Genomic DNA, 2,317 nt, shown 5'->3' with positions numbered 1-2,317 from the left:
GGCTGACCCACAGCCACGAGGTGGCGAACATGGCGCGGAGCATGGGGACCACCCTGGCCTTCGTCCACGGCGAGGCGCTCGGCTTCCCGGCGTCGGTCGAGCCCCTGCGCAACGTGCCGGCCCTGCTGGAGGCCATCGGGCTCGCCCACGACCTCGGCAACCCGCCTTTCGGGCACCAGGGCGAGACCGCGATCCAGACCTGGATGAAGCGTCACGCGACACCCCGTTCGGAGGAGCCGGGCTCCTTCGCGATCTTCGACGCGCCGGGCCTGACCGAGCCGATGCGCCGGGACTTCCTGGCGTTCGAGGGCAACGCGCAGGCGTTCCGCTTGCTGACCCGGCTGCAGATCCTGAACGACGATTTCGGGCTCAACATGACCTACGCCTTCCTGGCGGCCCTGATGAAGTACCCCGTGCCCTCGGACGCGGTCGACAAGTCGTCCCATGCCCGGAAGAAGTTCAACTTCTTCCAGTCCGAGGCCGGCATCGCCGCGGAGGTCTGGGCGGAGACCGGGCTGCGCCAGGGCGTGCGGCATCCGCTGACCTTCGTGATGGAGGCTTGCGACGACATCGCCTACTCGGTCGTGGACGTCGAGGACGCCGCCAAGAAGAACCTGATCAACTTCAACGTGCTGACGGCGTGGCTGCGCCACGATGCCTGCGACGACGAGGTCACCCTCGGGGTCTGCGAGCGGGCGGAGCGCTACCATGCCGACTTCCGCGACGAGGGACTCTCGCCCGGGGAACTCGACGACATCTCGATGCAGATGTTCCGCGTCGACGCCATCGGGACGATGGTCCGGGCGGCCGTCGGGGCCTTCGTCGCCAACCGGGACGCCATCATGGCCGGCGCGTTCGACAGGGAGTTGATGGCGGCCTCGGACGCCGTCGTGCTGTGGACCTCGCTCAAGCGCTTCGCGAAGTTCCACGTCTACCGCCACCGCAGCGTCCTTGAGGTCGAGCTCGCCGGCCACCGCACGCTCCACGAGCTCATGGACATGTTCTGGACGGCCGTGGTCGAGCGCAAGGACCCGGACGACCTGAGGTCGGATCGCGAGGCCCTGCCGGCCTACGTCTACTCCCGGATCTCGGAGAACTACCGGCGGGTCGCCGAGGCTCCGGGCAACCGGATGCCGATGCGCTACCGGGAGTTGCAACTCATCACCGACATGATCTCGGGCATGACCGATACCTTCGCGGTATCGCTGCGCGACGACCTGGGGCGGCACCATGGCTGACCCGGGCAGGCGCGCCCGGGACGGGGCCGAGCTGGGCCGGCGGATGCGGGCCTTCCTCGCGGACGAGGCCCGTGGCGGCGACGAGATCGCGGACCTGATCGGCCACCTGGGCCAGGCCGGCGAGGTCGCCATCTTCGGGGGCATGCCCCGCGACATCGCCTGGGGCGGGGCCGACGCGTTCGGGTCGGACGTGGACCTCGTCGTGGACACCGCGCCGGGGCGCCTGGCGGAGCTGCTGCGCGACGGCCGCGCCGTGCGCAACCGTTTCGGCGGGTACCGGATCGCCGGCCGCCGGCACTCCTACGACGTCTGGGCCCTCCCCTCCACCTGGGCGGTGCGCACCGGCCACGTCCGCGCGACGCGCCTGGCCGACCTCGTCCACACGACCTTCTTCGACCGGGACGCCGTGCTGTACCTGTGCGGCTGCCACCGGGTTCACCACGGCCCGCGGTTCGCGGCCTGGCTGGGTCACGGCACGGTCGACATCAACCTGGAGGAAGACCCGAACCCGCGCGGCACGGCGCTCCGGGCGCTGCGCATCCTCCTCGAACCCGGGCAGGCCGTCGGCCCGAGGCTGGCCGACTACCTGCGCCGGATGGCGACGGCGCCCGGCCACCATCTCGACGCGGATACCGTGTCGCGGCTCGCCGCGGCGGCGAACCTTGCCGGCGCGCCGTCCCGGCCTGTCGGACCCGTGGCGCAGCGCCGGTGCAGCCCTGCCGAGGGCCGGGCTCGGGCACGGGATTGGCGCGCCGACCCTGCTGGGCGCAGGGGTGGCCGTGGCGAGCGGTGAGGCGCGGTCCATGGCAGGGCGCGAACCGGGGGCCGGCCGAGCCCGGGAAGGCCTTCTGTTGCTCGGATCGGCCGTGGCGCTGGCGGCCGCCGCGATGCAGTTCGTCCAGGTGGGCTGGCCGGCCCTCGTCACGGGCGCGACGGTCCTCCTGGTCGGCTGGATGAGCCTCGGACGCCGTTCGGGCGACCGCGCGACGGGCGCGGGCGCGACCACGGAAGCCGCGAGCGCGCCGGTCGACCCCGCGCCGTCCACGATCCATGCTCCGCCTGACCCGCCTGACCTCGCC

2 protein-coding genes and 1 pseudogene are annotated in these 2,317 nt (G+C 72.2%); all 3 read left to right on the top strand.

Features of this window, described 5'->3' with window-relative positions:
- Positions 1 to 1,238, top strand: a 1,238-nt coding sequence (gene dgt / locus AX737_RS13290) for a dGTP triphosphohydrolase (protein WP_066922048.1), incomplete at its 5' end; no start/stop codon positions are given.
- Positions 1,231 to 2,031, top strand: a complete 801-nt coding sequence (locus AX737_RS35815; RefSeq protein WP_012752936.1) for a hypothetical protein — start codon at positions 1,231 to 1,233, stop codon at positions 2,029 to 2,031. The genes dgt and AX737_RS35815, both read left to right, overlap by 8 nt.
- Positions 2,012 to 2,317 (top strand): annotated as a pseudogene (locus AX737_RS33205) (hypothetical protein); the annotation flags it as partial. The gene AX737_RS35815 and the pseudogene AX737_RS33205, both read left to right, overlap by 20 nt.

Origin of the sequence: Methylobacterium sp. CCH5-D2 (assembly GCF_001556475.1) — a bacterium.
Classification (GTDB): Bacteria; Pseudomonadota; Alphaproteobacteria; order Rhizobiales; family Beijerinckiaceae; genus Methylobacterium; species Methylobacterium hispanicum.
Note: the sequence above shows the minus strand (reverse complement) of the source record. Positions and strands in the feature narration are given on the sequence as shown.

Coding starts and splice junctions, on each gene's coding strand:
- AX737_RS35815 (WP_012752936.1), top strand. CDS start 1,231: ATGGCTGACCCGGGCAGGCGCGCCCGGGACGGGGCCGAGCTGGGCCGG.